Source organism: Geoalkalibacter sp., assembly GCF_030604225.1.
Taxonomy (GTDB): domain Bacteria; phylum Desulfobacterota; class Desulfuromonadia; order Desulfuromonadales; family Geoalkalibacteraceae; genus Geoalkalibacter.
In genome coordinates this window covers 1-4,741 of record NZ_JAUVWH010000180.1, presented here as the reverse complement: position 1 = coordinate 4,741, position 4,741 = coordinate 1, and the positions used below count along the sequence as shown (strand labels likewise).

Below are 4,741 nucleotides of genomic sequence, written 5' to 3'. Positions count from 1 at the left end.
GCGTTGGCATCGTTGACCAAATCCTCCCGCACCTGCTCCACCGGGCGCCGCCAGGGCAGACGATAGGGTCCGAAGCCGCCATTGAGGGTGAAGGGGATCTGATCGATCTGGCGGCTGCTGCCATCGGCATTGACCTCGAAGATCCGCACTTCGCCTTTTTCGCCGCCGCGAAAATGCTTGACCGTGAACAGCGCCTCGGCCGCCTCGCCCAGGGGCACGGCTTGGCAGTCCCAGGCCAGATCGACAATGCAGGCATCCCCCTCGGGCGCCAACGGGTGGATGGCCCGCGCCCTGAGCGCCTGGGCGACAGCCGCCGCCGGCATGGGCGCGGCGGTGCCGATCTGGTAGCTGGTGGGACCGTTGAAGCGGGCGCCGCCCCGCCCGGCGAAGCTGACGCTTTTGCCGAAGAGGCGCACGTCCCCCGCGGCGGTGACGATGAAGCCGCCGCCGTTCTGGGCGAAGCTGATGTCGCCGCCGCCCTGGCCCTGGATGGAGATGTCATTGGCCGCCTGGATGTGGATGGCGCCGTTGAGGACGCTGAAGGTCGCATCGGGGCCGCGCACGGTGAGTTTCTGATCGCGCGCCACATCGATGCGCAGGCGCTCGGCGCTGGTCAATTCGGTGTTGCGGGCGCTCTCCAGGTGCAGGTTGGCGGCGGACTGGTGGCGCTGGTCGCCGGCGGCCTGGTGGTGGATTTCAGCCGTGCGCGTTTGGGTGGCGTGGCGGTTTTCGACGGCGTGGGAGCGATCCTTGCCGCTGCGTTCGGTGAGGGAATCGCCGCAGGTGATGTTCTGGGTTTTCCTGGCCTCTAGCTGCATGGCGCCCTGGCGGCTGGCCAGCGCGATGCGCCGGCCGAGGGCGGCGGCGTTGAGTTCGAGGATGTTGGTGCCGGCGAAGGTGGACAGGCGAATGACTTCCTGCTCGCGGGCATCGTCCATGAGCAGCTGGTTGTCGGCGGCGCTGCGGAGCAGATTCTGGCTGCGGTTTGCGACCGTGACCGGGCTGTGCGTGGCCGGATTGGGCAGCGCGCCGATGAGGACGGGGCGGTCGAGATCATTGTTGAGGCAGGATAGTAGCACTTCGGCGCCCTCGTGCAGGGACAGGTGCAGGCCGGTGGCCGCCGCCTGGGGAACTCCACCGTGGGGACTTAAGCGCCGCAGGGCAATGCTCGCCTGGACCTGGGGGGCGCCGCTCTCATCGAAATGGGCGCGGGCCTGGCTGCGGCCCTGCTCGTCGAGGTACGCCTCGGCGCCCAGCCCCTCGATGCGCGCGCTGAAGGTGAAGGGAATCTCGGGGCGCGGCGGACGCGGTGGGCGAAAGGGGGTTTCGCGCCGAATCAGGGTCGCCGTGCCGGAAAACGCCAGATCGGCGCCCGCGGCCTGTTGCCCGGCGGGCTGGCTGAGGCGCAGGGCCAGGCCGGTCACCAGATAATCGCCGCTGCTGCCGGGGGCGAAGTTCTCGGCGGCCAGAGTGATGATGCGGCCACAGGCAAGATCGGCGACATCGATTTGCGCCTCCAGGGCAAAACCTTGGGCGCCGGCCTGCTCGGCGAGGAGCCGGGCGCAGTCCTGGGCTTCCTGCGGATCGCCGACGCCGGGGGCGAAGAGGGCCTGGGTCGGGCCGTCGCCCGCGCCCAAGGCGGCATGGGCGCGCAGCCCCTGGGCGCTGTTGGCGCGGGCGCGATCGAGCACCTGAAAGGCTTGGGCCGTCAGCGCGCGCCGCGCTCTCAAAGCGCGCACCCCGCCCTCGCGGGCCTCAAGACCGGCCCCGGGAACATAGCGCAGGGGCGCGCCGGGGAGATCGGGAACCTGGGCGTTGTGGTCGCAAAAGCACAGTTTTTCGTGCTCCGCCTCGACCTCGCTCCAGTAGAAAATGCCGGCCGCGGCGCACAGGCGGGTCAAAAAATCCAGATCACTCTCCGCGACCTGCAAGGTCCAGGGGCGTATTGGATAGCTGCGGCTCAGGCGCAATTGGTACCGGGATGCGTCGATGCCGTGGGATGCGAGAACCTTGGCGAGGATGTCCGGCAGGCTGTGCTGGAGAAAGAGCCGCGTGTCGCGCCGCAGGCGCAGGCGGGCCAGCACCGATTCGACGCTCAGGGACAGACGCGGCCGGCCGTCGGGATGGCGTCCCAGCTCCTCGGCGGCGGTGGCGATACCGCAAAGGGTGCGCCGGCGACCGTCGGAACCGAGAATAGCGACGCGCGTCTCCAGACCCAGCAGGTCGGCGGGCGACAGGCCCGGAGGAGTGAGGATTTCCAGGACAAAGCGCGTGGGGCGGGAAAGGCGTTCCTCGCCGGACAGGGACAGGGCGGGCAGATCAAGACCGCCCAGCTGCGCATGCAGACGGGCGGAGCGGCAGGACACGAGCATGGGACATCCCCTCCTGGGGTTGACGGCATTGCAAAAAAAGGCCTGCGTCAAGGACACAGGCCCTCATTAATATCTGGAACAGGGGCGCGAGGCAAGAATTTTTCGGAACCTTTTTTCCCGAAGGATTTTCAGCTCTTCTTCTCGCGATGCACCGCAAGATGGCCCCAGGCCTGATCCACGGACATCACCTCCAGGCTGTTGATGTTGACATGGGGCGGCTGATCGGCGACCCACAGAATGACCCGCGCCAGATCCTCGGCGCTCAAGGGTTGAGTGTCGGCATAAACCTGATCGGCGCGCGCTGCGGCGCCCTTGAAGCGCACCAGGGAAAATTCCGTCTCGGCCATTCCCGGCGCCACGCAGCTCGCCCGCACCCCGGTGCCGAGCAGATCGGCGCGCAGGTTGCGGGTGAACTGGGCGACAAACGCCTTGGTGCCGCCGTAGACGTTGCCGCCGGGATAGGGCCAGTCGCCGGCGGTGGAGCCGATGTTGACGACATGGCCGCGCCGCCGCGCCACCATGCCCGGCAGCAGCAGCCGCGTGCAGTACATCAGGCCCTTGATGTTGGTGTCGACCATGACGTCCCAGTCGTCCAGATCGGTTTGGTGCGCCGGCTCCAGGCCCAGGGCGAGGCCGGCGTTGTTGATGAGCACATCCACCTCGGCGAACTCCGCCGGAAGGGAAGCCAGGGCCTGTTCCACGGCGGCGCGGTCGCGCACGTCGAGCGCCAGGCAGTGGATCGGCGTGCTTGGCCCCAGTTCCTCGACCAGGGCCTGAAGACGCTCGGCGCGGCGCGCGGCCAGCACCAGGCGGTCGCCCCGCGCGGCGAAGGCGCGGGCGCAGGCGGCGCCGAAGCCCGCGGAAGCACCGGTGATGAAAACGGTTCGAGCCATGGGGACAACCTCCTTTGGGGTCAGAGCCGCTGGGCCAAATGGGTTTGCAGGTAGCGGGCGGTGAGACTGTCTGGAGAGCGCTCCAGCAACCGCCGCAGGGCGGCGAGATCGTCGAGATCCTCCCAGGGCGCCAATTCGTGCAGGGCAATTCCCGCCGCGTGCGCGCGCCGCCGGGTCAGGGGCAAAACCTCGGCCGTGCTCCAGGGGATATCCGCGAAAAGATCCGGGTGATGGCGGCTTTCGCCGATGAGCACGTAGCCGCCGTCAATGGCCGGGGCCAGCACTGTCTCATGCCCGGCCAGCGCGGCGAAGGCCTTCTCCACGTGCTCCAGGGGCAGATCGGGACTGTCGCTGCCGATGAGCACCGCGGCGCGGGCCCCGGCGGCCAGCAAGGCGCTCAGGGCGGCGGCCAGGCGCGCGCCGAGATCCGTGCCCTGCTGCGCCAGCAAGGGGACGCCGGGAAAGACGCGGGAAAAATAATCGCGGCTTCCGCTATAAAAAATCACCATCCGCCAGACGCCGGCGGTCATCCGCGCAACGGTTTCCTCAAGACTGACCGCGTAGAGCGCGGCCGCTTCCTCGGGCGACAGGGGTGGGCAGAGGCGCGTCTTGACCTGTCCGGGGACGGGCTGCTTGGCGAAAATCCCCAGGACGTTTTCCATGTGGAATTCGCTAGTTGCGAAGTTGCCCACAGTTTCCACAGACTTTTCCACAACCGCTACAGCGAGCGGCTTTCCACCAGGGCGTAGGCCGAGTGGTTGTGGATTGACTCGAAATTCTCGCACTCCACCTGAAACCAGGTGATCTCGGGCACCCCTGCGAGCTTCTGGGTGACGGCGCGCACGATGTCCTCGACGAACATGGGATTGTCGTAGGCCTGCTCGGTCACCGCCTTTTCATCCTCGCGCTTGAGCAAGGCGTAGACCGGGGCGCTGGCGCACTCCTCGAGCCAACTGACCAGATCCTCGATCCACACATGCCCCCGGTAGCGGATCCGCACGCTGAGCAGGCTGCGCTGGTTGTGGGCACCGCGTGCGCTGATCTCGCGCGAGCAGGGGCACAGGGAGGTCACCGGCACGCTCACGCCGAGGATGAAATCCTGCTCCTCGCCGAGAATGCCGATCATGCGGCACTGGTATTCCATGAGGCTGCGCGCGCCGGAGACCGGGGCGGCTTTTTCGATGAAATAGGGAAAATCCAGTTCCAGGTGGGCGCGGCTCGCTTCGAGGCGCTGCTTCATCTCGCGCAGCATGGTGTCGAGACTCTCGATGCTGATCTCGCCGTGATAGAGGTTGAGCACCTCGATGAAGCGGCTCATGTGGGTGCCCTTAAAGTGGTGGGGCAGATCAACGTACATGTTGACCCGCGCCACCGTGTGCTGGCGCGCCTTGCTTTTGTCCATGACCACGATGGGGTAGCGGATGTTCTTCACCCCCACCTTGTCGATGGGGATGTTGCGGGTGTCGGGGGTTTGCT

General features: G+C 67.3%; 4 protein-coding genes. All 4 read right to left on the bottom strand.

What is annotated here, in order from left to right:
- Positions 1-2,372: type VI secretion system Vgr family protein (locus QAT43_RS14290; protein ID WP_305043761.1), on the bottom strand; the 2,372-nt coding region annotated here is incomplete at its 3' end.
- A 128-nt stretch (positions 2,373-2,500) separates the two neighbouring features.
- The gene (locus QAT43_RS14285) at positions 2,501-3,265 is read right to left on the bottom strand and encodes an SDR family NAD(P)-dependent oxidoreductase (RefSeq protein ID WP_305043760.1); all 765 of its coding nucleotides are present in this window, start codon (positions 3,263-3,265) and stop codon (positions 2,501-2,503) included.
- 20 nt (positions 3,266-3,285) lie between these two features.
- Positions 3,286-3,927: a TIGR04282 family arsenosugar biosynthesis glycosyltransferase gene (locus QAT43_RS14280; protein ID WP_305043759.1), complete on the bottom strand. Its 642-nt coding sequence runs from the start codon at positions 3,925-3,927 to the stop codon at positions 3,286-3,288.
- 56 nt (positions 3,928-3,983) lie between these two features.
- A partial coding sequence (gene folE2 / locus QAT43_RS14275) for a GTP cyclohydrolase FolE2 (RefSeq protein ID WP_305043758.1) occupies positions 3,984-4,741 on the bottom strand: 758 nt, incomplete at its 5' end.

Excerpts from the sequence above, each read along its gene's own strand:
- QAT43_RS14285 (WP_305043760.1), bottom strand. The coding sequence starts at position 3,265 with ATGGCTCGAACCGTTTTCATCACCGGTGCTTCCGCGGGCTTCGGCGCC.
- QAT43_RS14280 (WP_305043759.1), bottom strand. The coding sequence starts at position 3,927 with ATGGAAAACGTCCTGGGGATTTTCGCCAAGCAGCCCGTCCCCGGACAG.